Source organism: Streptomyces abyssalis (assembly GCF_001751365.1).
Taxonomy (GTDB): Bacteria; Actinomycetota; Actinomycetes; order Streptomycetales; family Streptomycetaceae; genus Streptomyces; species Streptomyces abyssalis.
The window spans coordinates 146,023-170,761 of sequence record NZ_LJGT01000036.1 but is presented as its reverse complement, the minus strand read 5'-3'; the positions used below and the strand labels follow the sequence as shown (position 1 = coordinate 170,761).

17 protein-coding genes are annotated in these 24,739 nt (G+C 72.4%); 12 read left to right on the top strand and 5 right to left on the bottom strand.

Annotated features, from left to right (window positions below):
* Positions 1 to 134: 134 nt before the first annotated feature.
* The 3 genes from coaBC (at position 135) to AN215_RS01485 (ending at position 5,216) form a co-directional block, all read left to right on the top strand.
* The gene (gene coaBC, locus AN215_RS01495) at positions 135 to 1,358 is read left to right on the top strand and encodes a bifunctional phosphopantothenoylcysteine decarboxylase/phosphopantothenate--cysteine ligase CoaBC (RefSeq protein ID WP_070012642.1); all 1,224 of its coding nucleotides are present in this window, start codon (positions 135 to 137) and stop codon (positions 1,356 to 1,358) included.
* A gap of 314 nt (positions 1,359 to 1,672) precedes the next feature.
* Positions 1,673 to 2,884, top strand: coding sequence for a methionine adenosyltransferase (gene metK, locus AN215_RS01490; protein WP_070012643.1), 1,212 nt, complete (start codon positions 1,673 to 1,675; stop codon positions 2,882 to 2,884).
* Positions 2,885 to 3,026: 142 nt separating this feature from the next.
* A complete protein-coding gene (locus tag AN215_RS01485) occupies positions 3,027 to 5,216 on the top strand; it encodes a primosomal protein N' (RefSeq protein ID WP_070012644.1) in 2,190 nt (729 codons plus the stop codon).
* A 207-nt stretch (positions 5,217 to 5,423) separates the two neighbouring features.
* On the opposite strand, the gene AN215_RS01480 is transcribed toward AN215_RS01485, so the two are convergent.
* Complete coding sequence (locus AN215_RS01480) at positions 5,424 to 6,035, bottom strand: hypothetical protein (protein WP_070012645.1); 612 nt, start codon at positions 6,033 to 6,035, stop codon at positions 5,424 to 5,426.
* Between the two features lie 256 nt (positions 6,036 to 6,291).
* Between AN215_RS01480 and fmt the strand changes: the two genes are divergently transcribed.
* The gene (gene fmt / locus AN215_RS01475) at positions 6,292 to 7,239 is read left to right on the top strand and encodes a methionyl-tRNA formyltransferase (RefSeq protein WP_070012646.1); all 948 of its coding nucleotides are present in this window, start codon (positions 6,292 to 6,294) and stop codon (positions 7,237 to 7,239) included.
* A 238-nt stretch (positions 7,240 to 7,477) separates the two neighbouring features.
* Positions 7,478 to 8,938 (top strand): RsmB/NOP family class I SAM-dependent RNA methyltransferase, encoded by a 1,461-nt coding sequence (locus AN215_RS01470; protein ID WP_070012647.1) that lies wholly within the window; start codon positions 7,478 to 7,480, stop codon positions 8,936 to 8,938.
* 72 nt (positions 8,939 to 9,010) lie between these two features.
* On the opposite strand, the gene AN215_RS01465 is transcribed toward AN215_RS01470, so the two are convergent.
* From AN215_RS01465 to AN215_RS01450, 4 genes are all read right to left on the bottom strand, one after another.
* The gene (locus tag AN215_RS01465) at positions 9,011 to 9,832 is read right to left on the bottom strand and encodes an enoyl-CoA hydratase (RefSeq protein ID WP_079122590.1); all 822 of its coding nucleotides are present in this window, start codon (positions 9,830 to 9,832) and stop codon (positions 9,011 to 9,013) included.
* Positions 9,829 to 10,995 carry a CaiB/BaiF CoA transferase family protein gene (locus AN215_RS01460; protein ID WP_216093859.1) on the bottom strand — a complete coding sequence of 389 codons (1,167 nt, stop codon included), beginning with the start codon at positions 10,993 to 10,995 and terminating at the stop codon, positions 9,829 to 9,831. The genes AN215_RS01465 and AN215_RS01460 overlap by 4 nt, the downstream gene beginning before the upstream one ends.
* A complete protein-coding gene (locus AN215_RS01455; RefSeq protein WP_079122589.1) occupies positions 10,992 to 14,042 on the bottom strand; it encodes an FAD-binding and (Fe-S)-binding domain-containing protein in 3,051 nt (1,016 codons plus the stop codon). Before AN215_RS01455 ends, AN215_RS01460 begins: the two co-directional genes overlap by 4 nt.
* A gap of 133 nt (positions 14,043 to 14,175) precedes the next feature.
* Positions 14,176 to 15,348, bottom strand: a complete 1,173-nt coding sequence (locus tag AN215_RS01450) for a pyridoxal-phosphate-dependent aminotransferase family protein (RefSeq protein ID WP_070012648.1) — start codon at positions 15,346 to 15,348, stop codon at positions 14,176 to 14,178.
* Positions 15,349 to 15,446: 98 nt separating this feature from the next.
* Between AN215_RS01450 and AN215_RS01445 the strand changes: the two genes are divergently transcribed.
* The 7 genes from AN215_RS01445 to AN215_RS01415 all read left to right on the top strand — a co-directional run bounded on the left by AN215_RS01445 (position 15,447) and on the right by AN215_RS01415 (position 24,556).
* On the top strand, positions 15,447 to 16,211 hold the full coding sequence (locus AN215_RS01445) for an IclR family transcriptional regulator (RefSeq protein ID WP_070012649.1): 765 nt from the start codon (positions 15,447 to 15,449) through the stop codon (positions 16,209 to 16,211).
* A 222-nt stretch (positions 16,212 to 16,433) separates the two neighbouring features.
* The gene (locus AN215_RS01440; RefSeq protein ID WP_070012650.1) at positions 16,434 to 17,864 is read left to right on the top strand and encodes an SLC13 family permease; all 1,431 of its coding nucleotides are present in this window, start codon (positions 16,434 to 16,436) and stop codon (positions 17,862 to 17,864) included.
* A 292-nt stretch (positions 17,865 to 18,156) separates the two neighbouring features.
* On the top strand, positions 18,157 to 18,846 hold the full coding sequence (gene rpe / locus AN215_RS01435) for a ribulose-phosphate 3-epimerase (RefSeq protein WP_070012651.1): 690 nt from the start codon (positions 18,157 to 18,159) through the stop codon (positions 18,844 to 18,846).
* A 227-nt stretch (positions 18,847 to 19,073) separates the two neighbouring features.
* Positions 19,074 to 20,063, top strand: coding sequence for a sugar-binding transcriptional regulator (locus AN215_RS01430; protein WP_171904108.1), 990 nt, complete (start codon positions 19,074 to 19,076; stop codon positions 20,061 to 20,063).
* A 233-nt stretch (positions 20,064 to 20,296) separates the two neighbouring features.
* Positions 20,297 to 20,773 carry a cation:proton antiporter regulatory subunit gene (locus AN215_RS01425; RefSeq protein ID WP_070012652.1) on the top strand — a complete coding sequence of 159 codons (477 nt, stop codon included), beginning with the start codon at positions 20,297 to 20,299 and terminating at the stop codon, positions 20,771 to 20,773.
* Between the two features lie 118 nt (positions 20,774 to 20,891).
* The gene (locus AN215_RS01420) at positions 20,892 to 22,145 is read left to right on the top strand and encodes a cation:proton antiporter (RefSeq protein ID WP_070012653.1); all 1,254 of its coding nucleotides are present in this window, start codon (positions 20,892 to 20,894) and stop codon (positions 22,143 to 22,145) included.
* Between the two features lie 458 nt (positions 22,146 to 22,603).
* On the top strand, positions 22,604 to 24,556 hold the full coding sequence (locus AN215_RS01415) for an AfsR/SARP family transcriptional regulator (RefSeq protein WP_070012654.1): 1,953 nt from the start codon (positions 22,604 to 22,606) through the stop codon (positions 24,554 to 24,556).
* The last annotated feature ends 183 nt before the right edge of the window (positions 24,557 to 24,739 follow it).

Sequence of the window (24,739 nt, the reverse complement as noted above, 5' to 3'; positions counted from 1 at the left end):
GCGGGACATCAGGCTTCACACGGGCCCGGCAGCGCGGCTGCCGGGCCCGTGGTGTGTCATGTGCGGGAAAGCGGAAACGCAGATGCAGTGCAGGCCGGCCCGGACAGACGGGCTCTCGTGGGGAGAGGCGAGCGATGGAGCAGCGCCAGCAGGAGCGGTCCAGGGTCGTTCTGGGAGTCACCGGAGGCATCGCCGCCTACAAGGCGTGTGAGCTGCTGCGGCACCTGACGGAGAGCGGCCACGAGACGCGGGTGGTGCCGACGGCGTCGGCGCTGCGCTTCGTCGGCGAAGCCACGTTCGCGGCGCTGTCCGGCCACCCCGTGGCGACGGACGTGTGGGATTCGGTCCACGAGGTCCCGCACGTACGGATCGGGCAGAGCGCCGACCTGGTCGTGGTCGCCCCCGCGACTGCCGACGTCCTCGCCAAGGCGGCACACGGCCTCGCGGACGACCTGCTGACGAATACGCTCCTCACCGCGCGATGTCCGGTGATCTTCGCGCCCGCCATGCACACCGAGATGTGGGAGCACCCGGCCACGCAGGAGAACGTCGCCACGCTGCGCCGCCGCGGCTGCCTCGTCGTCGAGCCGGCCGTCGGCCGTCTGACGGGGGCCGACACGGGCAAGGGGCGTCTCCCGGACCCCGAGAGGATCTTCGAGCTGTGCCGGCGCGTGCTGAGCCGGGCGAGCGCGGAGGTGCCCGCCGACCTCGTCGGGCGTCACGTGGTGATCAGCGCGGGCGGTACGCGCGAACCGCTCGACCCGGTCCGTTACCTGGGCAACCGTTCGTCGGGGAAACAGGGCTACGCGCTGGCCCGTACGGCTGCCGCCCGCGGAGCGCGCGTCACCCTGGTCGCGGCGAACAGCGTGCTGCCGGCTCCCGCGGGCGTCGACGTGGTGCCCGTGGAGACAGCCGTGCAGCTGCGCGAGGCGGTCATCAAGGCCGCCGCCGACGCCGACGCCGTCGTGATGGCGGCCGCCGTCGCGGACTTCCGGCCCGCCGTGTACGCCTCGGGCAAGATCAAGAAGCGCAGCGGCGTCGACCCCGACCCCGTCGCCCTCGTCCGCAACCCGGACATCCTCGCCGAACTGTCCACCGACCGCCCGCGCGCCGGACAGATCGTGGTCGGCTTCGCGGCCGAGACCGACGACGTCCTCGCCAACGGCCGCGCCAAGCTCGCGCGCAAGCGCTGCGATCTGCTCGTGGTGAACGAGGTGGGGGAGCGGAAGACTTTCGGAGCGGAGGAGAGCGAGGCCGTGGTGCTGGCCGCGGACGGAAGCGAGACCCCGGTCCCGTACGGCCCCAAGGAAGAGCTGTCCGATACGGTTTGGGACCTGGTCGCGCTGCGTTTTCCCTGATCCGGACACGGGCCCGGCAGCAGGGCGGAACCAAGGGTTCCGGGGAGTCCGGCTTGTGTGGTATGTCACGAAGTGGACGCTCGTCCGCGAACGCGTCAAGAGCGCCTCGGGGTCCGCTCGGGACAGGGTTACGCAGGTCACCGTGGTATCGAAGTTCGAGACGACGTGATTGGATGCGGCCGTAGATGGATAAACTGGCGGCGGACCGTGCTTGGGCCCCGACTCGTATCACTGATCGAGTCAGTGCTTGACGCGCAGCCCCCGACCGGTCCGCCCATGAATAGCCAGCAGCCGCTGCAACCCCAGGGAGCGATGTGTCCCGCCGTCTGTTCACCTCGGAATCCGTGACCGAGGGTCATCCTGACAAGATTGCTGACCAGATCAGCGACACCATCCTCGACGCGCTGCTCAAGGAGGACCCGCACTCGCGGGTCGCCGTCGAGACTCTGATCACCACCGGCCTGGTGCACGTCGCCGGTGAAGTGACCACCAAGGCCTACGCGCCGATCTCTTCGCTGGTGCGCAACAAGATCCTTGACATCGGCTACGACTCCTCGAAGAAGGGCTTCGACGGTGCCTCCTGCGGCGTCTCGGAGTCCATCGGCGCGCAGTCCCCGGACATCGCGCAGGGCGTCGACACCGCGTACGAGAACCGGGTCGAGGGCGACGAGGACGAACTCGACAAGCAGGGCGCGGGCGACCAGGGCCTGATGTTCGGCTACGCCTGCGACGAGACCGCCGAGTACATGCCGCTGCCCATCCAGCTGGCCCAGCGGCTCTCCGAGCGCCTCTCCGAGGTGCGCAAGAACGGCACCATTCCCTACCTGCGCCCCGACGGCAAAACGCAGGTCACCATCGAGTACGAGGGCGACAAGGCCGTCCGTCTCGACACCGTCGTCGTCTCCTCGCAGCACGCCGCGGACATCGACCTCGACTCGCTGCTCGCCCCCGACATCCGCGAGTACGTCGTGGAGCCGGAGCTGAAGCGCCTCGTCGACGAGGACGGCGTGAAGCTGGACACCAGCGGCTACCGGCTGCTCGTCAACCCCACCGGCCGCTTCGAGATCGGCGGCCCGATGGGCGACGCCGGCCTGACCGGCCGAAAGATCATCGTCGACACGTACGGCGGCTACGCCCGCCACGGCGGCGGCGCCTTCTCCGGCAAGGACCCCTCCAAGGTCGACCGGTCGGCGGCGTACGCGATGCGCTGGGTCGCGAAGAACGTGGTCGCTGCGGAGCTCGCCACCCGCTGTGAGGTCCAGGTCGCCTACGCGATCGGCAAGGCGGAGCCGGTGGGCGTCTTCGTCGAGACCTTCGGCACCGCCGCCATCGACACGGAGAAGATCGAGCAGGCGATCAGCGAGGTCTTCGACCTGCGTCCGGCCGCGATCATCCGCGACCTGGATCTGCTCCGTCCGATCTATGCGCAGACCGCTGCGTACGGCCACTTCGGCCGTGAGCTCCCGGACTTCACCTGGGAGCGCACCGACCGCGTGGACGCGCTGCGCAAGGCCGCCGGGCTGTAACACCGGCACCACGCGCCGCGGCGCACGGACTCACGGGCCCGGCCGCCCCTCCTGGGGTGGCCGGGCCTCGTCGTGTCCCGGGCCGCCGGGGCGGGCTGCCACCCGGTCGTCATGTCCGAGCCGTCTGCTATGACTGAACGCTGTGAGCAGCGGTGACGGGCAGCGGGAGTCCTCCGGTGAGGTGCCGGAGCAGCTTGCGCTGCTGAGGGAGACCGTGCGCAGGCGCAAGCCGCCCAAGGCGAAGCCCCGGACGTGGCGCGGGGCTGCGCTCGCCGGTGAACTGCCCGTGGCGCGGGTGCTGGTGGACAAAGGGCTCGTACATCTCGACCGGTACTTCGACTACGCGGTGCCCGCCGCGATGGACGAGGAGGCGCAGCCCGGCGTGCGGGTGCGGGTGCGCTTCGGTGCGGGGGAGAAGGAGGGGCGCCGCGAGGGCGGCCGGCTGATCAACGGGTTCATCGTGGAGCGGGCCGCGCGCAGCGACTACTCCGGTGCGCTCGCTCCCATCGCGCAGGTGCTCTCACCGGAGCGTGTGCTCACGCGGCCGCTGCTGAGGCTGTGCCGCGCCGTCGCCGACCGGTACGCCGGATCGCTCGCGGACGTCGTGCAGCTGGCGGTGCCTCCGCGCATGGCCCGTGCCGAGAAGCGCACGTCACCGGATGCGCAGCCTCCGCCCGGACCGCCTGCACCGGGGAGCTGGGAGAGGTATGTGGAAGGGCCCGGATATCTCAGCGCCCTGGCCGAGGGCGGCACACCTCGGGCCGTGTGGACGGCGCTGCCCGGTCCGCAGTGGCCGGAGGAGCTGGCGCGTGCCGTCGCCGCGGCGCTCGCCTCGGGCAGGGGCGCGCTGGCGGTGCTGCCCGACGGGCGGGCCGCGCAACGCGTCGACGCCGCGCTCACCTCGCTGCTCGGCTCGGGGCGGCATGTGCTGCTGACCGCCGAGTCCGGCCCCGAGCAGCGCTACGGGCGCTGGCTCGCCGTCAACCGCGGATCGGTGCGCGCGGTGGTGGGCACGCGGGCGGCGATGTTCGCGCCCGTGCACGATCTCGGTCTGGCAGTCCTCTGGGACGACGGGGACGCGGCGCACAGCGACGACCACGCGCCCCAGCCGCACGCCCGTGAAGTGCTGCTCCAGCGGGCCGTCACGGAAGGTGCGGGCTTCCTGCTCGGCGGGCACAGCTGCACGGTCGAGGGCGCGCAGCTCGTCGAGTCGGGATGGGCCCGGCCGCTGGAGGCCGCCCGGGAGACGCTGCGGAGGACGGCGCCGCTGATCCGTACGGTCGGCGAGTACGACGAGGCACGTGATCCGGCGGCCCGCACGGCGCGGCTTCCCAGCCTCGCCTGGAACACCGCCCGGGACGCCCTGCGGCGCGGCCCCGTCCTGGTGCAGGTCCCGCGGCGGGGTTATGTACCGCGGCTGGCCTGCGAGCGGTGCCGGGCCCCGGCCCGCTGCGCCCACTGCTCGGGGCCGCTGGAGGCGCTTGAGGCGAACGGTGCGCTGCGCTGCGGCTGGTGCGCCCGCGAGTCGCCGGGCTGGCACTGCTCACAGTGCGGTGGCGCGCGGCTGCGCGGTCAGGTGTTCGGAGCGCGCCGCACCGCAGAGGAGCTCGGGCGGGCGTTTCCCCAGGTGCCGGTCCGCACCTCGGGGCGTGACCATGTGCTGGAGACCGTCCCCGGCTCTCCGGCGATCATCGTCTCCACGCCCGGTGCGGAGCCCGTCGCGGAAGGCCCCGGCTATGCGGCGGCGGTGCTGCTGGACGCGTGGGCGCTGCTGGGCCGCCCCGATCTGCGGGCAGGCGAGGAGGCGCTGCGCCGGTGGCTCTCGGCGGCCGCGCTCGTACGGCCGGGAGGCGGCGGCGAGGGCAGCGAGGGCGAGGACGGCAGCCGGGCAGGGGGCGAGGACGGGGACGGCACGGTGCTGATCGTCGCGGAGCCCACGCTGCGCCCCGTTCAGGCGCTGGTGCGCTGGGACCCCGCGGGCTTCGCGGTGCGCGAGCTCGCCGAACGCGCGGAGCTGGGCTTCCCGCCGGTCTCCCGGATGGCGGCGGTCAGCGGGCGGGCCGAGGCCGTGGCCGGGCTGCTCGCGCAGGCACGGCTGCCCGGAGACGCGGAGGTGCTGGGGCCGGTGCCCGTTCCGGTGATCCAGCAGGGCAGGCCCCGGCGCCCGGGCGACCCGCCGGCGGGGGAGGAGTGGGTGCGCGCTCTGGTGCGGGTGCCTCAGGGGTCGGGTGCGGCACTGGCGTCGGCGCTGAAGACGGCGCATGTGGCACGGCTGACGCGGCGTGAGGGGACGCCGGTGCAGATCCGGGTGGACCCGCCGGACATCGGCTGACGGTACGGGCCGGCGGGGGCGCGGCAGACCCGGGCGGTCTGCGGCCGAGCGGTCGAACGAGCGGTCGTACGGGCCCAGGTGGGACCCCGGCAGCCCCCGGCGCCAACGGCGGCCGGCGGGGCAGCCGTTCCTTCCGTACGTGGACGTCACACCGCCCGGTGGCGCAGGGAACGCGCACCGGGCGGTGGAGCAACGGCCGTGGAGGAGTCAGCCGTTGCGGGGGCCGGGGAGGGCCCCCGGTCTGTGGTCGCGGCCGCGGCCCGGCTGGCCGGGCACGGGCCGGGCGGCGGGCGTGGACGCCGGCAGCGCACCGCCCGTTGCCGCCGCGGACCTGGACCCGGCACCGGAAGCGGCGGCGGCAGCCGGGAGTGCGTTCCCGCTGCCCGCCGGGCCGGGCAGCGACGGCAGTGACGCCGGCGGAGCCGGGGCGTCGGCGGACGGCCCGCCCGCCTCGGCCTGTTCGCGCGAGGCGTTGCGGCGCGAGCCGTAACGGCGGTGCACCGCCTGCTTGGTGACTCCGAGCGCGGAGCCCACCGCGTCCCAGGAGAAGCCCAGCGAACGGTCGAAGTCCACTGCGGCGGTGACCAGCGTCTCCACGCTGTCGCGCAGCTCCTGAGCGAGCCGCACCGTGGGAGCGGGAGCACGTCCGTAGACGACGAAGCCCGCGGACGGGGCGGACCGTCGCGGGCGGTAGACATTGCCGAGTTGAGCGGTGAGGGTACGCAGCGCGTCCACCTGGCGGCGGACCCGCTCGATGTCCCGCACCAGCAGGTGCAGGCTGGCCCTCGCCTGGGCGTCGTGGGTTGCGTGGTCGGCCATGAACAAGCCTCTCGAACCGTCTTGCAGGGAACAGGAGCCGCGGAACGGCTCGTTTCGGTCAATATGACTTGACCAACGCGGTAACGGCGGCCCGGGTCACGCCCCGACGGGGCGTGGTTGAGGCGGCAGGGTTGCGCGTCGGCCCGTACGCCCCCTCGGGCGGCGCAATATGACGGAATGTGAGGACCGTAGACTGGCGCGTCGTCGTCCGCCCGCGGCAACCGCGGCGCCGCCGTCCAGTGAGAGGTTCCCACCGATGAAGCTCGTCTTCGCCGGCACCCCCGAGGTCGCCGTGCCCGCTCTCGACTCACTGCTCGCCTCGGAGCGGCACGAGGTGGCGGCGGTCGTCACGCGGCCCGACGCCCGTGCGGGACGCGGACGGCATCTGGTTCCCAGCCCGGTCGCGCAGCGGGCCGAGGAGGCGGGCATCGAGGTGCTCAAGCCGGCCCGGCCACGGGACGAGGACTTCCTGGCCAGGCTCCGCGAGATCGAGCCGGACTGCTGCCCTGTCGTGGCCTACGGTGCGCTGCTGCCACGCGTCGCGCTCGACGTGCCCGCCCACGGCTGGGTCAACCTGCACTTCTCGCTGCTTCCCGCCTGGCGCGGCGCCGCTCCCGTGCAGCACGCACTGCTGGCCGGCGACGAGATGACCGGCGCCAGCACCTTCCTCATCGAGGAGGGCCTGGACTCCGGGCCCGTCTACGGCGTGATCACGGAGAAGGTACGGGAGAGCGACACCAGCGGCGACCTCCTCACGCGCCTCGCCTTCGCGGGCGCCGGGCTGCTCACGGCCACCATGGACGGCATCGAGGACGGCACTCTGCGCGCCGTGCCGCAGCCGGCGGAAGGCATCTCCGTGGCGCCCAAGCTGGACGTCGAGGACGCCCGTGTCGACTGGGCCGCGCCGGCGCCGCGCGTGGACCGTCTCGTACGGGGCTGCACGCCCGCTCCCGGCGCGTGGACGCTCTTCCGGGGGGAGCGGCTGAAGATCCGTTCGCTGACGCAGCACCCCGCACACTCCGTGCCCGAGGGCACCGAGCTGGGCCCCGCCGAGCTGCTCGCGGGCAAGAACTCCGTGTGGGCGGGCACCGGTTCGCACCCGGTCGAGCTGCAGTGGGTGCAGCCGCAGGGCAAGAAGCCGATGAAGGCGGCCGACTGGGCACGGGGCGTGCGCGTCGGAGAGGGCGAGCGGCTCGGGCGGTGACGGGCACGCGGAAGCAGTAGCGGGCCCGCCGCGGATTGCGTGCCGGCTTCCCGTAAGCCACCGGGTCGCGGCAGGCACCCCGGCCGCCCGGCACCGCGCGGTCGCGGGCGCTCCGTACCGGCGCCCGGCCGGCGCGCGTGCGGGCGTACGCTGGGAGAAGATCCCGTCCGCCCCGCCGGCCAGTGAACCCCGGCCGCCCGGCCGGACACTCGTCATCCCAGCACCGGAGCACCTTCCCTTGAGCAACCGGCCGCGCCGCCCCTCCAAGCCGTACCGCCGCCCCCGCAAGGACCCCGTCCGCGTCCTCGCCTTCGACGCGCTGCGGGCGGTCGGCGAGCGCGACGCCTACGCCAACCTCGTACTGCCGCCGCTGCTGCAGAAGGCCCGCGCCGAGGGGCAGTTCGACGCGAGGGACGCGGCGCTCGCCACCGAGCTCGTCTACGGAACGCTGCGATGGCAGGGCACCTACGACGAGATCATCGCCGAGTGCGTCGACCGGCCCCTGCGCGAGGTGGACCCGCCCGTGCTGGACGTGCTCTGTCTCGGTGCCCACCAGCTCCTGGGCACCCGAGTCCCCGCGCACGCAGCGGTCAGCGCCACGGTCGAACTCGCACGGGTGGTACTGGGGGACGGGCGCGCCAAGTTCGTCAACGCCGTGCTCCGCAAGATCACCACGCACGACCTCGAGGGCTGGCTGGAGAAGGTCGCGCCGCCCTACGACGAGGACCCCGAGGAGCACCTGGGCATCCGTCACGCACACCCGCGGTGGATCGTCTCGGCGCTGTGGGACGCGCTCGGCGGCGGCAGCGCCGGCATGGAGGAGCTGCTGGAGGCCGACAACGAACGGCCCGAAGTCACCCTCGTCGCACGTCCCGGCCGCGCGACCGCCGAGGAGCTGCTCACCGGCGACGCCGTGCCCGGACGCTGGTCGCCGCACGCCGTCCGGCTCACCGAGGGCGGCGACCCGGGCGAGCTGCGGGCCGTACGGGAAGGGCGCGCCGGGGTGCAGGACGAGGGCAGCCAGCTCGTCGCTCTCGCGCTGGCCGCCGCACCCCTGCGGCCGGGCGTCGCGGGCGCGGCGGACGAGACGGACGGTGCCGGTGGGACGCCCCGGGACGAATTGTGGCTGGACGGCTGCGCCGGCCCCGGCGGCAAGGCGGCGCTGCTGGCCGCCCTGGCGGCGCAGCGCGGCGCGGTGCTCGTCGCCGCCGAGAAGCAGCCGCACAGGGCGGGGCTCGTGAGCCGCGCCCTGGAGGGCAACCCCGGTCCGTACGCGGTGGTCACCGCCGACGCCACCCGCCCCGCCTGGCGTCCGGGCACCTTCGACCGCGTGCTCGTCGACGTCCCGTGCACGGGGCTCGGGGCGCTGCGCCGCCGCCCCGAGGCGCGCTGGCGTCGCCGCCCGGAGGACGTGCCGGGGTTCGCGCCGCTCCAGCGGGACCTGCTGCGGCAGGCGCTGAACTCGGTGCGCGTGGGCGGAGCCGTCGGCTATGCGACGTGCTCGCCGCACCCGGCGGAGACCCGCGCGGTCGTCGACGACCTGGTCAAGGAGACCGGCGCGGAACTGATCGACGCGCGCCCGCTGCTGCCGGACATGCCGGGCCTCGGCGACGGCCCCGACGTACAGCTGTGGCCGCATCTGCACGGCACCGACGCGATGTACCTGGCGCTGCTGCGACGCACGGCCGACGGCGGCTGACGGGCATCGCGGGGACGGGCATCGGCGGGACGGGACCGGACCGGCGACACGGACCTGCCCCCGCTCCGTGCGTCAGCGGCCCTGCCACTCGGGGGCTCGCTTGCCGAGGAAGGACGAGACGCCTTCGCGGAAGTCGCGGCTGCCGTAGCACAGTTCGTACAGATCGTCCGCGGGTCCGGGCACCGAACCGGCCAGCACGCGCCGGTCGGCCTCCTTCAGCGCCGCCAGGGTCAGCGGCGCGCAGGCCGCGATGCGGGCGGTGAGCCGGGCGACGTGGTCGTCGAGGCCGCCGGTGCCGTCGTCGGCCTGGCTCGCGACTTGGCCCACGAAGCCCGCCTCGTACGCCTCCTGCGCGCCGATCAGTTCGGCCGTGAGCAGGGCGCGCAGCGTGCGGGCCCGGCCCAGGCAGGCGTACAGCCGGGCGACGACGGCCGGGGCGAGGCAGTTCCCCAGCGTGCGGGCGATGGGCGCTCCGAAGACCGCACCGGGAGTGCACACCACGATGTCGCAGGACGCGGCCAGGGCCAGCCCGCCGCCGACGGCGGGGCCCTCGACGGCTGCGATCACGGGCATGCGCAGCGCCGCGAGGCGTTCGACGGCACGTCCGACGCGCCGCTCGTAGTCCACGCCGTCGGCGCCGGTGAAGTCACGGAACTCGCCGATGTCGGTGCCGGCGGCGAACGCCTCACCGCCCGCTCCGCGCAGCACCGTCACCCGGAGGTGCGGGGCCGCGTCGATCTCCTCGCAGGCCTGGTGGAGCTGGTCGTACATGCTCAGCGTGAGGGCGTTGCGCCGGGCCGGGTTGGAGAGGACGAGACGGGCGACGGAGCCGCCGGTTCCCGGCACCTTCTCCTCGCTCCAGCTGACGGTCGGAAGCTGTTCCACGGCGCTCATGCGTCCCCCAGGAGTTCGTCGTTGTGCTGCCCGAGGAGCGGCGGATGGCGGCGCATCCGCGCCGGGGTGCGGCCCAGCTTGACGGGGAAGCCGAGGACCCGCTTCCGGCCGGCCACGGGGTGGTCGTACTCCTCGACCATGCCGCGTGCTTCGGCGTGCGGGTCCGGGTCGTCTCCGAGCAGCTGCTCGTAGTCCAGGATCGGCCCGGCGGGCACACCGGCGTCGAGGAGCCTGGCCACGGTCTCGCCGGTCGGCTCGGTCGCCAGCCGTCCCTCCAGCAGGGCGATCAGCTCCGCCCGGTGCTCCATGCGTGCCGTGTTCGTCGCGAACCGGCCGTCGCCGGTGAGGTGTTCGAGGCCGAGCGCGGTGCAGAGCCGTTCCCACAGGCGCTGGGTGTTGGCGGCGACGGTGACGTATCCGTCCGCGGTACGCACGGCCTGGTAGGGCGCTGTCATCCGGTGCGCGGAGCCGAGGCGGCGCGGCGCCTGCCCGGTGGAGAAGAACTCCGTGGACTCCCAGACCGACATCGCCAGCACCGCTTCGTACAGCGAAGTCTCCAGGTACTGGCCCTCTCCGGTGCGGGTGCGGTGCACGTACGCGCCCAGGACGGCCACGGCACACAGCATCCCCGCGCCGAGATCGCCCACGGGCAGGCCGCACTTGACGGGGGGCCCGTCTCCCTCGCCCGTGACGCTGAGAGCTCCGGCCATGCTCTGGGCGATCAGGTCGTAGCCGGGGCGCTGGGCGTACGGGCCGTACTGCCCGAAGCCCGAGATCGACGCGTAGACGATGTCCGGCCTGGTCTTGCGCACGGCCTCGTAGCCGACGCCCAGGCGGTCGGCGACTCCGGGGCGGAAGTTCTCCACGACGACGTCCGCGTCGGCGACGAGCGTGCGGAAGTGCCGCTGCCCCTCCTCGGAGCGCAGATCGAGGGCGACGCTGCGCTTGTTGCGGTTCAGGGCGTGGAAGGAGGCGCTGTCGTGGCCGGGCCCGGGTGAGTCCCAGCCGCTGCGGGTCTGGTCGCCGGTGCCGGGGGGTTCGACCTTGATCACGTCCGCCCCGAGGTCGGCGAGGAGCATCGTGCAGTACGGGCCCGCCATCACCTGGGTGAGGTCGACGACGCGTACGCCGTCGAGGGCGCCCGTGCTCTGGCCGGTCGTCACTGCGCCTTCTCTCCTTCGGGTGCGGTGGCGGTTGCGCCGGTGCCGGTTCCGCCACCGGCTCCGGTTCCGCTCCGGGCTCCGGTCTTCGGCAGCGCCGCGCGCAGCAGCTCGACGGGGTGCCAGGCGTTGCGTTCGGTGCCGTGGAAGATCTGCTGCCGGCAGGAGACTCCGCTGGCCGCGACGACGGTCCCGTCGGCCTCGGCCTCGATCGCGGGGAAGAGGCGGTCGCCGCCGACGGTCATGGACGTCTCGTAGTGTTCGGACTCGAAGCCGAAGGAGCCGGCCATTCCGCAGCAGCCGGCGTCCAGTTCGACGACTTCCGCACCCGGGATCCGCTTCAGCAGCGCGACCGTGGCAGCGGTGCCGACCTCGGCCTTCTGGTGGCAGTGACCGTGGTACAGGATGCGCCGCCCCGCGGGCCAGGAGTCCGCGTCGAGGCTCAGCCTTCCGTCGTCGACCGCCTCGCCGAGCAGCTCCTCGACCTGGCGTACGCGGCCCGAGATGTCCGCCACCGCCGCGTCCTGCGGCAGCATGGCCCGGTGCTCGTCGCGCAGCGTCATCAGGCACGAGGGTTCGCAGCCGACTACGGGAGAGCCGGCCGGTGCCGTCTCCGACAGCAGCCGGGCAAGCCCGCGCGCCTGTTCCTTCGCCTCGTCGAGGAGGCCCTTGGAGAAGGCCGAACGGCCGCAGCAGCCCCGGGACTCCAGGGCGACGTGCCAGCCCGCCCGTTCCAGCAGTTCGATGGCGGCGCGGCCGATCCCGGGCTCGGTGTAGGTGGTGAAGGAGTCGGCGAGGTAGGTGACCGTGCCCTGTGATCCGGGGGCCGTCTGCTGCCCTGCCGGTGCCGCCCGGTCACCCGCGGCGGGCCTGCGCCGCCGGAACCAGCGCACGAGGTTGTGCCGTTCGAACACCGGCAGCGGCCGGGACGGTGTGATGCCCAGCCACCGGTCCATCAGGGTGCGCAGGAACTGGAGACGTCCCGGGAGGTTGGACAGCGGGGCGGTGGCCGAGCCGAGCCGGTTCAGCCTGCGGATGGAGGCGAACAGCCGTGATCTGCGCGGGATTCCGTGCTCGTCGTGGTGGTGGGCGAGGGACTCCGCCTTCAGGTTGGCCATGTCGACGCCGAGGGGGCACTCGCTCTTGCACGCCTTGCACATCAGGCAGAGGTCGAGGACCTCGTGGAGGCGCCCGTCGCCCAGCGCGCGGTGCGGGTCGGGGTCCGAGAGCGCCTTGACCAGCGCGTTGGCCCGTCCGCGGGTGGAGTCCTCCTCCTTGAGGGTCGCCATGTACGACGGGCACATCGTCCCGGCGTCGGCCTTGCGGCACAGCCCGATGTTCATGCAGCGGTCCGCGGCGCCGCGCATGCCGCCGACGACCTCGAAGTCCAGCCGGGTACGCAGCTCCCGGGCCGGCGGGAGCGCCGGGTCACGGAGGTTGTCCGTCATGGACGGGGCGTCGACGATCTTTCCGGGGTTGAGCCGGTCGTCCGGGTCGAAGAGGCCCTTCACGCGGCGCATCGCCTCGTACAACTCGTCGCCGAAGATCTCGCGGTTGAACTCGCTGCGGGCCAGGCCGTCGCCGTGCTCGCTGGAGTTGACGCCGCCGTACTCCCGCACGAGGTCCTTGATCTCCTCCGCGACGGTGCGCATCGTCGCGACCTGCGCCGGGTCGGCGGTGTCGACGAACGGACGGATGTGCAGACAGCCGACCGAGCAGTGGCCGTAGAAGCCCGCGTCCAGCCCGTGGCTGTCCAGCACCTGCTTGAAGCGCCTGGTGTAGTCGGCGAGGTGGACAGGGTCGACCGCGGTGTCCTCGATGAAGGCGAGCGGCCGGCGCGTGCCCTCGCTGGCCGCCATCAGCAGCCCGAGTGAGGACTTGCGGACCTTCAGCAGTGAGCTCTGCTGGGCCGGGGTGACGGCCTGGAGCGTGTGGTAGCCGTGGCCGTGCCGCCGCCACAGGGCCGTGAGCTCCTCCAGCCTGCCGGTCAGTTCGCGCTCGTCGTCGCCGGTGAAGCTGACGAAGAGGAGGGCTTCCGGGTCGCCTTCGAGGATGGTGCTCAGGGAGGCGTATTCGATCTTCTTCCGGGACAGGTCGAGGATCGTACGGTCCATCATCTCCACGGCCGACGGGTCGCAGGCCAGAGCGTCCTCGGTGGCGGCGACCGCCCCGGCGACGGAGGTGAAGTGCCCGACGGCGATCACCGTACGGGCGGGCTTGGGCACGAGGTCGACGAGGGCGCGGGTGGCCAGCACCAGAGTGCCTTCGGAGCCGACGGTGAACTTCGCCAGGTCGAACTCCGCGCCCGGGCGGGCCAGTCTGTCGAGCCGGTAGCCGCAGGCGCGGCGCCAGAACTGGGGCATGCCCTCGGCGATCGCCTCGGCGTTCTCCTCGACGATGCGCGGCAGTTCGCGGTAGAGCCGCCCCTCCAGCGTCGGCAGTCCGGCGCGGCGTACGCGCTCGGCCTCGTCGACGGGGGCCAGGTGGGCCGTCGTCGCGTCGGAGAGCACGACGTCGAGTTCGCGGACGTGGTCGATCGTCATGCCGTAACGGATCGAGCCGCTGCCGGCCGAGTTGTTGCCGATCATCCCGCCGACGGTGGCGCGGTTGCTGGTGGAGGTGTCCGGCCCGAACATCAGACCGTGCCCGGCCGCGGCCCGGTTGAGCTGGTCCTGGACCACGCCGGCCTCGACCAGCGCCGTGCGCCGCTCCGTATCGATCTCCACGACGCGGTTCATGTGGCGGGACAGGTCCAGTACGAGACCTGGGCCGATGGTCTGCCCGGCCAGGGACGTACCGGCGCCGCGCGGCACGACGGGGACGCCCGCCTCGGCTGCCGCCGCCACCGCCGCCTGCACGTCGCCCTCGTGACGGGGGAAGACGACGCCCAGCGGCTCGATGGCGTACATGCTCGCGTCGCGGGAGAAGAGGTGGCGGGTGTAGTCGTCGAAGTCGACCTCTCCCTCGACCTCACCGCGCAGGCGGGCCTCCACCTCACGGGCCGCGGGGCCGGCGCCCGTGGACGGTGCGTCGCCGCTGATCGCTGTCATGTGCTGCGGACTCCAAGTGCTCGTGGACGCCGCGGAACCGGCGTGGGCGGGACGGAGGAAGAAGCGGGAGAGGCGAGGAGAGGGAGGAGCAGGGGGACGGGCCGGGCGGGCACGGCGTGGGCGGCGCGGCCGGTCATTCCGCGCGCAGTGTGTCCAGCGCCGCACCGAGGCCGCCGGTGCCGACGGGCACGCCGGCGAGTTCGAGCCCCATCTGCACACCGGCGAGCGTCCCCGCAAGGGTGAGGTCGCCGATCTGGCCGAGGTGACCGATGCGGAAGACCCGGCCGGACAGCTTCCCGAGGCCGGCGCCCAGCGACATGTCGAACCGCTCAAGGATGATCTTGCGTAGCTTGTCGGCGTCGTGTCCGTCCGGCATCAGCACCGCCGTGAGCGACCCGGAGTGCTCCCGCTCGTCCAGGCAGAGGACCTCCAGGCCCCAGCCGCGCACCGCGGCGCGGGTGGCGGCGGCGTGCCGGGCGTGCCGGGCGAAGACCTGCGGCAGGCCCTCCTCGCGGAGCATGCCCAGCGCCTCTTCGAGTCCGTAGAGCAGGTTGGTGGCAGGGGTGTACGGGAACGAGCCCTGCCGGTTCGCCTCGATGACCGGCTTCCAGTCCCAGAAGACCTTCGGCAGCCGGGCCGTGCGGGAGGCGGCGAGCGCCTTGTCGCTGACGGCGTTGAAGCTCAGGCCCGGCGGCAGCATCAGACCCTTCTGCGAGCCGGCGACGGTGACGTCCACGCCCCACTCGTCGTGCCGGTAGTCGATGGATCCGAGCGAGGAGATGGTGTCGACGAGCAGCAGCGCCGGGTGTCCCGCCTCGTCCATGGCCCGGCGGATCTCCGGGATGCGGCTTGCCACCCCCGTGGAGGTCTCGTTGTGCACGACGCAGACCGCCTTGATCGCGTGCTGCTTGTCGGCGGTGAGCCGCTCGGCGAGGACGCCGGGGTCGGCGCCGTGCCGCCAGTCACCGGGCACGAAGTCGGTGGCGGTCTCCAGGCCGAGCGAACCGGCCATCTCCCGCCAGAGGGCGGAGAAGTGACCCGTCTCGAAGCTGAGCACCCGGTCGCCGGGGCTGAGCGTGTTGACCAGCGCCGCCTCCCAGGCGCCCGTCCCGGAGGCGGGATAGATCACGACTGGCCCTGTCGTGCCGAACACCGGGCCCAGTCCGTCGAGCAGACGGTGCGTCAGTGCCGAGAACTCCGGCCCGCGGTGGTCCATCGTCGGCGCCGACATGGCGCGCAGCACCCGGTCGGGGACGTTGGTCGGTCCGGGGATCTGCAGGAAGTGGCGACCGGTACGCGGCGTCATGAGCCGGCTCCTCGCAAGGGCTTGTGCCGTTATACGGCACGCTGTATCGTCTGGCGGCACACCGGAGCCTAAGGTTCCCCCACGGAACGAGTCAATGGATGCAGAACGTCCTCAACGCCCTCCGGGCTCTCGAAGAACTCGCCGTCCGCCAGCCGATCGGCGTCGCCGACCTGGCACGGGCGATGGGCCTGCCCAAGTCCTCCGTGCAGCGCACGCTCGTCACGCTGAAGGAGGCGGGGTGGATCCGGCCGACCGGCTCCGTCCCCACGCGCTGGGTCGTCACCACCAAGGCGCTGCACGTCGGCCGGCACGCCACCGACGAGCTGGGCCTGCGCGACATCGCGCTGCCCGTGATGGAGGAGCTGCGCCGCCGTACCGACGAGACGGTTCACCTGGCGGTCCGCGAGGGCAGCAAGGTGGTGCTGGTCGAGCGCCTCGAGACGTCGCAGCCCGTACGGATCATCCTGCCGCTCGGGCAGAACCTCGCCGTGCACGCATCCGCCAACGGGAAGGCGGTGCTGGCCGCCGACCCGCAGGAAGCCGTCGAGCGCTACATCGCCGAGGGTCTGCGGGAGTTCACCGACACGACGATCACCGATGCGGCCCGGCTGCGCGCCGAACTGGCCAGGACGCGGGAGCGGGGCTGGGCGACCAACAGCGGCGAGTGGCGCGCTGACGTCTCGGCCGTGGCGTCGGCGGTCATCGGGGAGGCAGGGCTTCCGGTCGCCAGCATCAGCATCAACGTGCCGACGAGCCGCATGACGGACGAGGCGAGACCCGTCTACGGCGCTCTCGTCAACGAGGCGGCCAAGAGAATCAGCACAGCTCTGGGACGCGCGCACGAGGAGGGCGACGGCGGATGAAGGATCCTCGCGCGAAGTCTTGACGGGCCCCGACCCCCCTCTCATACTCACCCAAGGCGAAAATCGGATTCCGGATCGCGGAATGGTTTGGCGTTTTGCGGGCAATCCCCAGAAGCGCTCGCAACGGCGGAGTCACAGGGCCCGGAAAGGTTTCTGATTCCGGCTCGGATTTGCGCCGGCACGCCTTTGAAGTGACCGTTCGACCGAAGGCGAGGAAGCCTCGTGTCAGTTCATGTCATATCCATCATCGGGTTGGTCCTGGTATTCGCCATCGCCACCCTTACATCGGTCCACATGGGCGCACTGGCCATTGTCGCTGCCTTTGTGATCGGAAGCGGTTTCATGGGTCAGTCCGCGGACGACATATTCGGCGGATTCCCGGGCGACCTCTTCGTCGTGCTCGTCGGTGTCACATTCCTTTTCGCCATCGCCACGAACAACGGAACGGTGAACTGGCTCGTCCATTCGGCGACACAGGCCGTGGGCGGCAGGATCGCACTCATCCCCTGGGTGATGTTCCTGGTCACGGCGGTGCTCACGGCCACGGGCGCGGTCGTTCCGGCAGCCGTGGGGATCATCGCCCCCATCGGCATGGGATTCTGCGTGCGCTACCGGATCAATCCCGTCCTCATGGGCCTGCTGATCATCAACGGAGCCAGCGCCGGCGGTTTCTCGCCGATCAGCATCTTCGGCAGTATCACGAACGGCGTCGTGGCCAAGAGCGAACTCGAGGCCAATCCGACTCTCCTCTTCGTTGCCTCCTTCCTCTTCAACGTCGTCCTCAGCCTCGTCGTCTTCTTCCTGTTCGGCGGGCGCAGCCTGATCGGACGCCGTGCCGACGGCGAATCCAAGGACCCGGCGGCGGACTCCGGTGAGGACGAGGGCGGTTCGCTGGTCACGGCCGGCGCACCGGCCGGCGACGGGAAGACAGAGCCCGGTGCGGAGGGCGGCACAGCGGCGACGGCGACCAGGACCGGCGGTTCCCCGGCGCCGGTGACAGCTCCCGCGGGCGGGAGCGGTGCGGACGCCGACGTGGAGGAGGAAGAAGCCGTAAAGCTGAACGGCATCCGGATCCTCACACTCGTCGGGCTCGTCGGCATGGTCGTCGGGACGCTCTTCTTCGAGGCCGACCCCGGTCTCATGGCGCTCACCGTCGGCGTCGTGCTCACCCTGGTGAACCCGGCGTCCGCCAAGGGAGCGGTCGACGCCTGCGCCTGGTCCACGGTCCTTCTCGTCTGCGGCATCGTCACGTTCGTCACGATGATGGAGAACATGGGGACCATCGACTACCTCGGTGAGAGCGTGGCCGGTATCAACGCTCCGCTGCTGGGCGCGCTGCTGATCTGCTTCATCGGCGCAGTGGTGTCGGCCTTCGCCTCCACCACCGGCATCCTGGGCGCGCTCATCCCGCTGGCCGTGCCCTTCCTGCAGGACGGTCACGTGGGTGCGGTCGGGCTCATCGTCGCTCTCGCGATCTCCTCGTCCGTGGTCGACTCCTCGCCCTTCTCCACCAGCGGCGCGCTGGTCACCGCGAACTCCCCGAAGGAACAACGGGACATGGTGTTCCGGCGGCTGATGGTCTGGGGATTCAGCATGGTCGCCATCGCACCGCCGGTGACGTGGCTGTTCTTCGTCGTCCCAGGCTGGCTCTGAGCACACTCCGGCGGACGGCCCGGCCCGCGGCGGACGGTTCCGCTGCGGGCGGCCGCGTGTTCACGCACCGTGCGAGCCGCCGTGAGGGTCGCACGGTGCGCCCCGACGCGGGCACCCGGCCGGTAAGCCGTGGCCGCGCGAGAGGCACCGCCCGGCGGATGACATGATCCGGCGTGCGGCACCCGGACGCCCCGGGGCCGCACGCCCGGCGCCGTACGGCCCGGGGGCAGCTCAGACGGGACGGGCGGAACACGCCCCGGCCCGACGGTCCGGACAGGCAGGCAGCAGGCACATGGCTCAGATCAGCCCCAGCATCCTCTCGGCCGACTTCGCGCGTCTCGCCGACGAGGCCGATGCGGTGACCGGCGCGGACTGGCTCCATGTCGACGTCATGGACAGCCACTTCGTCCCCAACCTCACCCTCGGGACACCCGTCGTCGAGGCGTTGAGCAAGGCGACCGACATCCCGCTGGACTGCCACCTGATGATCGAGGAACCGGACCGCTGGGCGCCGCAGTACGTCGACGCCGGTGCCCGCTCCGTCACCTTCCACGCGGAGGCGGCGGCAGCTCCCGTACGGCTCGCGCGCGAGATCAAGGCACTCGGCGCCCGGGCGTCGATGGCCCTCAAGCCCGCCACCCCCGTCGAGCTGTACGAGGATCTGCTGCCGGAGCTGGACATGCTGCTGGTGATGACGGTCGAACCCGGATTCGGCGGGCAGGCATTCCTCGACATAATGCTGCCGAAGATCCGCCGCGCCCGGCAGCTGATGGACAAGCACGGCCTGGAGATGTGGCTCCAGGTCGACGGCGGGGTCTCCGCCTCCACCATCGAGCAGTGCGCCGAGGCCGGTGCGGACGTCTTCGTCGCCGGCTCGTCGGTCTACGGCACCGACGACCCCGCGGCGGCCGTACGGGGCCTGCGCCAGCAGGCGGAGGAGGCGGCCCGCAGAGCCGGCGGATCCGGCACGGCCCCCCGGTGACCCGCGTGCCGGGGAGCTGACCCCCGTATCCGCACCGCCTCCGGTTCTGCGCGCGTGGGCGTGTGCGCACACTGGATTCAGGCACCGGACATGCCGTCCGGAGCCGGCCGGGGACGCAGAGTGGGATCGAGGCAACCGGGGATCTGCAAGGATGAACGCTCAGCGCTGATGCGTACGTACGGCAGGACAGTGAGGTGAGTGCGGTGTCGTCGGGTCGGACCACACGTATGGGACCCGCCGAGCTCATGCAGGCGGCGGCCATGGCACGCCGCTTCTACCTTGAGGGCAAATCCAAGATCCAGATCGCGGACGAGTTCGGCGTGAGCCGCTTCAAAGTGGCGCGGGTTCTGGAGACGGCGCTGGAGCGGGACCTGGTCCGTATCGAGATCAGAGTCCCCGCGGAACTGGACGCCGACCGCTCGGACGCGCTCCGCGCCCGCTACGGGCTGCGGCACGTCGTGGTCGTCGAGTCGCCGTCCGAGGCAGCCGACGACGGCGCCGACCCCGAGAACCTGGGCGAGGTCGCAGCCGGCCTCCTCGGTGAACTCGTCACCGAAGGAGATGTGCTGGGCCTCGCCTGGGGCCGCTCCACCACACACATGGCGGCCGCGCTGCGCCAGCTGCCGCCCTGCACGGTCGTGCAGCTCACCGGTGTCTACGACGCGGGCACCGCCGACCGCGGATCCGTCGAGGCCGTACGGCGGGCAGCCGAGGTCGCCGGCGGCGAGGCGCACCCGGTGTACGCCCCGATGCTGCTGCCCGACCCCGCGACCGCCGCGGCTCTGCGCAGCCAGACGGGCATCGCGCGCGCCTTCGAGTACTTCGACAAGGTCACCGTCGCCGCCGTCTCCATCGGCTCCTGGGAACCGGGAATCTCCACCGTCCACGACATGCTCAGCGACTCCGAGCGCGAGCACTACTCCTCGCTGGGAGTGGCGGCGGAGATGTCCGCGCACCTCTTCGACAAGAGCGGCCGCCGCATCGGACGTGACCTGGGGGAGCGCTGCATCACCGTCGAGGCCGAGCGGCTGCGCCGCGTCCCCGAGGTGATCGCCATCGCCGGAGGGCAGCGCAAGGCGGAGGCCATCGGAGCGGTGCTGCGCTCCGGCCTGGTCACCAGCATCGTCACCGACACCGCCGCGGCCGACTATCTGCTGACGGAGGCCGAGCCGGGGCCGAAGCCGGCGCTGGAGCGCGCCGACCCGGACGGCTCCTGACGCGACCGCCTGACGGCGGTCACCTGACGGCGGGCACCTGGTGCGGCGGGTGCGTGCTGCCGCCGCGTGCTGCTGGTGCGCGTGACAGCCGCGTGCGGCGGGACCGAAGCCGGACCGAGCACGCGGTTGCGGGTGAAGGGTGCGGTTCGAGGCGGGTGCGCCGTGCGGGTTACTCTCGTCCTCGCCGCCCGTGTGCGGCCCGTATCGCACTCTCCGAGGAGGCAGAGGCAGCCATGACCACGCAGCGCACCAAGCTGCCGGGAGTCGGCACGCAGTACGACATCGAGACCCGGGCGGGCCGCCACATCTCCGTCGTCGCCCATCAGGACGGGCGGCGGTTCCTCGGCTTCTACGAGCCGGACGACCCCGACGCCTGCCAGGCCACGGTGCCGCTCGACACCGATGAGGCGGCGTCCCTGGCCGAGCTGCTCGCACCCCCGGACACCCCCGGGCTCGGTACCGGCGAGATGGACCTGGACCTGGTCACCGAGCGGATTCCGGTGACGACCCATTCCCCGTACCGCAGCCGCCCGTTGGGGGAGACCCGCGCCCGCACCCGCACCGGCGCCTACATCGTGGCGGTGCTCCGCCGCACGGGACCGCACCCCTCTCCCGGGCCGGAGTTCCGGCTCGAAGCCGGTGACGCGGTGGTCGCGGTCGGCACCCGCGAGGGCGTCGACGAACTGGCGCGCATCATCAGCGGCACCTGACACCTGACACCTGGCCGTGCGACGGGCCGGACCCAGGCGCCGCGACGGCACAGGGGCGACACGGAGGGACGGGCCGTCCCGGCCGGTCCCGTGAGGACGGAAGGGACGGGCCGGGCGCGTGCACGACACCACTGTTCTGCTGATCGAACTGGGCGCCGTGATCCTCGGCCTCGGCCTCGTGGGACGTTTCGCCGGGCGCATCGGCATGTCACCGATACCGCTCTACCTGCTGGGCGGTCTCGCCTTCGGGCACGGCGGTTTCTTCCCGCTCAGCGCCAGCGAGGGGTTCATCGAGGTCGGCGCGGAGATAGGGGTGATCCTGCTCCTGCTGCTGCTCGGCCTCGAATACACCGCGTCCGAACTCGTGACGAGCCTGAAGACCCAATACCCCTCCGGAATGGTCGACTTCCTGCTCAACGCCACACCCGGCGCCCTCGCCGGGCTGCTGCTGGGCTGGGGGCCCGCCGGAGTGCTGGCACTCGCCGGAGTCACCTGGATCTCCTCGTCCGGAGTGATCGCGAAGGTCCTCACGGACCTTCGCCGTCTCGGCAACCGCGAGACCCCGGTCGTCCTCGGCGTACTCGTCATGGAGGACCTGTCCATGGCGGTGTATCTCCCGCTGCTCAGCGCGCTGCTCGCCGGCGCGGGCGTGGCGGGCGGCAGCGTCACCCTGCTGGTGGCGCTGGGGACCGTCGGAGCGGTGCTGTACGTCGCCCTGCGGCACGGGCGGGTCATAAGCCGGGCTGTCAGCTCCGATACGCCGGAGCTGCTGCTGCTCGTCGTTCTCGGCCTGACGCTGCTCGTCGCCGGGATCGCGCAGAAGCTCCAAGTCTCCGCAGCGGTCGGCGCGTTCCTCGTCGGCATCGCGCTCTCGGGGGAGACCGCGGAGAACGCGCGGGCTTTGCTCACGCCGCTGCGGGACCTGTTCGCCGCCGTCTTCTTCGTCTTCTTCGGGCTGTCGACGACGCCGTCAGAGATCCCGCCGGTGCTGTTCCCCGCGTTGCTGCTGGCCGCCGTCACCATCGCCACCAAGATCGTCACCGGCTGGTACGCGGCGCGGCGTGCCGGGATCAGCCGCCGCGGGCGGCTGCGGGCGGGCGGCGCCCTCGTCGCGCGTGGCGAGTTCTCCATCGTCGTCGCCGGGCTCGCCGTGAGCACCGAGCCGCGCATCGGGCCGCTCGCGACGGCGTATGTGCTGCTCCTGGTCGTCGCCGGACCGCCGGCCGCCCGCTGGACCGAGCCCGCGGCCGGCGCCCTGCGGGGGTGGATGCGGCGACGCCGGGCCCTCCGTGGCAGCGGCGGCGAGGGGGACGGCCCCGGGGCCGGGCCCCCTGCCGCGACGGTGGACGAGGCGCGGCCGGCGCAGCGGTGAAGCTGAAGCCGGTCCGTCCTGCGGGGCGGGAGCGGGCAGGTGCCGGCGGGAGCGAACTGCGGTGTCCCAGGCGTGACTTGCCCGGACATGGCCCATATGTGCGTCCAGAATTGCATGTGCTTTGACAGAAGTCTCGACCGGCATTCCCGTGCTCCCTAGAATGCCGTCGGGACTTCCCACTTGTCGGACTTGCCGATGATGCCCGGTATTGCGCTGCCGCGCCGCCGTGGTACGGACCACAACGCATTTCCGAAGCAGGGCGAAGCTCCCGGACCAATTCCCATGGCACTGCGATCACTTCGCACTCACGGGTGCGAAGACGGGGGTGCAGCACGTGAAAGACGACCAGCACGTGAAGAAAGACCAGTTGGCACCGACGACCATCTGCGGCGAATCCGGTTCTGTTCCGATGCCGGCCGCAACAGGCCTGGACCAGAAGGAAACCGGGGGACAGACGGATGCGCTTTCAGCTGCTCGGGCCGTTGAGTATCGCAGACGGAGAGAATGCCGTCGTTCTCCAGCCGTCCAAGCCCACGAGCCTTCTCGCCGCCCTGCTCTCGCACCCCAACACCGTTGTCGCCACGGGCTATCTGCTCAGGGCACTGTGGGACGATGAACAGCCCGCCACGGCAAGAGCCGCCCTGCAGACCTGCGTTCTGCGGCTGCGGAGGATCTTCTCCAAGTACGGCATCGCCGACAGCGCGATAGAGGCCGTTCCCGGCGGCTACCGCATGCCCGCCGACGCCGGCACGCTCGACCTCGTCCATTTCCGTGAACTCGTCGGCAGGTCGCGCCAGGCGGCGGACGTCGAGAGCGAGCTGTACCTGCTCAAGGAGGCCCTGGCCCTGTGGCAGGGGCCCCTGCTGGCGAACGTCTCCTCGCAGATGCTCCACCGCGACGAAGTACCCCGCCTCACCGAGGAACGGCTGCGTGCTCTCGAACGGGCCTGCGACATCGAACTCGCGCTGGGCCGGTGCCGCCAGGTCCTCGTGGAGCTGTGGGAGGCGGCACGCACGCACCCCGGGCACGAACGGTTCTCCGAGCAGCTCATCGAGGCGCTGTACCGTACGGGACGGCAGGCCGAGGCCTTCGCGGAGTACCGCCGGGTCAAGACCCGTCTGAAGGAGGAACTCGGCGTCGACCCGGGCCCCTCGCTGCAACGGCTGGAACTGTCCATCCTCCGGGGCGACGACCTCGGCGGAAGCGTCGGCAACGGGCCGCCTGCCCTTCCGGCCGCCCCGCCGCCCGGTGCGCCGGCGGTCCCGCCGTCTGCCGAATTGCCGTCTGCCGAACTGCCCTCTGTCCAACTGCCCTCTGCCGGGCCGCCGTCCGCTGCCGTGCCGGAAGCCGTTCCGTCCGCGGCTGCCCTGACGGTGCCCGTTCCCGTACGCCCCGTCTCGTGCTTCACCGGACGTGCCGCCGACTGCGAGTCGATCGGCGAGCGGCTGACGCGCGAACAGGCCGCCGCCCCGGACCTCGTGGTCGTCACGGGCGCCCCGGGCATCGGCAAGACGGCGCTCGCGCTCCACACCGCCCACGGCATCCGCGGATCGTTCCCCGGAGGCGTCTTCGTACTTCCCATGGTGCGGGGCGACGGCAGTGCGGTCACCGCCGATGAGGCCCACGAAGCGCTGGACGCCCTGGGCCCGGCGGGAGCGGGGGACCCGGTGGGGGCGTCCGGCGGGCCGGCGGGACGGAGGCTGATCGTCTTCGACGACGTGACCGCCGCCGACCAGGTGCGTCCGCTGCTGCCCGCTGCCGCAGGGAGCGCGGTGATCGTGACCAGCAGGCGAGGGCTGGCCGGTCTCGTGGCGACCCACGGCGGCCACGTGCACCGGCTGGGCACCTTCCGGGCCGAGGAGTCACGGCAGTTGCTGGTGAACACGCTCGGCGCTCAGCGGGTCGAGGCGGAGCCCGAGGCCGCCGACCGGCTTGCCGTGCTGTGCGGTCACTTCCCGCTCAGCCTGCGCATCGCAGCGGCCCGGCTGCTGACGCGGCCGACCCTGCGGATCGCCGACTGTGCCGACTGGCTCGCCGAGGACCTGCCGGTGCGGCTCGCGCTCGCCGACGACCCGCGGATGTCCGTCCCGAACATCTTCCAGGAGGCGCTGGACCGCATCGAGCCGCGCCTTGCCGAGGTCTTCGTCCGCGTCGGCAGCGGTGAGAGCGCCGCCTTCACGGGCCTGGACGATGCCGGGATCACGGGTGCGGGCCCGCCTGCGGCGACGGAGCAGATCCTCGAACAGCTCGCGGACGCGGGGCTGTTGGAGGAAGGCCCGCCCGGCCCGTACCGCATGCACGGACTGCTGCGGTGCTTTGCGCGCCGCCTCTCCGGCGATCCGGGCCGTGACCCCGGCGGGGGAGAGGCGCACCGGGCGGCCGACGGCAAGGGCTCCGCCGCCCGGCTCTGACAGCCCCGGTGCCCACCCTCCCTGCCCCCGCCGCACGCTCACGGCCGCAACACGGCGCCGCCCGCACCGTCTTGACCGCACGCCCGCACCACGTCGACCGAACCGCCGCACCACACCGCACCGTTCGGCACCGCACCGCACCGCACGTACAGCACCGGACCGCACTGCTTCGCACCCGCACAG

Bases quoted from the DNA above. Each gene is read 5' to 3' on its own strand.
- rpe (WP_070012651.1), top strand. From the start codon at position 18,157: ATGGCTCAGATCAGCCCCAGCATCCTCTCGGCCGACTTCGCGCGTCTC.
- AN215_RS01425 (WP_070012652.1), top strand. From the start codon at position 20,297: ATGACCACGCAGCGCACCAAGCTGCCGGGAGTCGGCACGCAGTACGAC.
- coaBC (WP_070012642.1), top strand. From the start codon at position 135: ATGGAGCAGCGCCAGCAGGAGCGGTCCAGGGTCGTTCTGGGAGTCACC.
- AN215_RS01445 (WP_070012649.1), top strand. From the start codon at position 15,447: ATGCAGAACGTCCTCAACGCCCTCCGGGCTCTCGAAGAACTCGCCGTC.
- AN215_RS01480 (WP_070012645.1), bottom strand. From the start codon at position 6,035: ATGGCCGACCACGCAACCCACGACGCCCAGGCGAGGGCCAGCCTGCAC.
- AN215_RS01450 (WP_070012648.1), bottom strand. From the start codon at position 15,348: ATGACGCCGCGTACCGGTCGCCACTTCCTGCAGATCCCCGGACCGACC.
- fmt (WP_070012646.1), top strand. From the start codon at position 6,292: ATGAAGCTCGTCTTCGCCGGCACCCCCGAGGTCGCCGTGCCCGCTCTC.
- AN215_RS01430 (WP_171904108.1), top strand. From the start codon at position 19,074: ATGGGACCCGCCGAGCTCATGCAGGCGGCGGCCATGGCACGCCGCTTC.
- AN215_RS01465 (WP_079122590.1), bottom strand. From the start codon at position 9,832: ATGAGCGCCGTGGAACAGCTTCCGACCGTCAGCTGGAGCGAGGAGAAG.
- AN215_RS01415 (WP_070012654.1), top strand. From the start codon at position 22,604: ATGCGCTTTCAGCTGCTCGGGCCGTTGAGTATCGCAGACGGAGAGAAT.
- AN215_RS01455 (WP_079122589.1), bottom strand. From the start codon at position 14,042: ATGACAGCGATCAGCGGCGACGCACCGTCCACGGGCGCCGGCCCCGCG.